The sequence below is a fragment of the Snodgrassella sp. M0110 genome, from assembly GCF_016101465.1.
GTDB classification, from domain to species: Bacteria; Pseudomonadota; Gammaproteobacteria; order Burkholderiales; family Neisseriaceae; genus Snodgrassella; species Snodgrassella alvi.
Genome location: NZ_JACFQM010000027.1, coordinates 1 through 745, shown reverse-complemented (window position 1 = coordinate 745; position 745 = coordinate 1). Strand labels below are relative to the sequence as shown.

Genomic DNA, 745 nt, shown 5'->3' with positions numbered 1-745 from the left:
GCCCAGGAGAAGACTCGAACTTCCACACCATTGCTGGCACATGGACCTGAACCATGCGCGTCTACCAATTCCGCCACCTGGGCTTATTCACCAACACCGTTGTGCTTGTGAAGTTGTGCATTATATATTTTTGGCCAGGATTGTCAACAGTATTACTAGTACATCAGACTATAACTATTGATTATCAAAGAAAAGTATTTTCCAGCGAAGAAAACTGGATTTAATAGTGTAATCACTTTTTTACTAAATTGCTTTTATTCAAGTTTATTTCTTAGCAAATTTAGCTTATTTAGGTTTCTTAATTAAGTATTAGATTTAAAGGTATCTATTTTTTACCACTTTAATAAAATCGATTATGAATACGTTTATTCAACCCAGCATGTTCGAGGAACCCTTCTCTTCTCTTAAGTTGGAATTAATGTAATTATTTATACTTGTATACTTCGTTATAGCTTTAGCCCTCGCTATATAGTCCATCATAATAATTTTCATTAATTTAAAACAATTATGCCGATGTGAAAGTATATCTTTAAGATACAGATATTCAAAATTTATAAAGTTTATAAGCTTTTGTGAAGTCTACAGTGAAAATTATTCTGAACTGCTTTTGGAAATGAATTTTAAAGATTGAAGTCTATTACTAGATAATAGAAAATAACTTGGTGCCCAGGAGAAGACTCGAACTTCCACACCATTGCTGGCACATGGACCTGAACCATGCGCGTCTACCAATTCCGCCACCTGG

Annotated in this window: 1 tRNA gene; it reads right to left on the bottom strand. The window is 34.1% G+C overall.

Annotated features, from left to right (window positions below):
- Positions 1 to 83, bottom strand: a tRNA-Leu gene (locus H3T84_RS11955).
- Positions 84 to 745 lie beyond the last annotated feature (662 nt).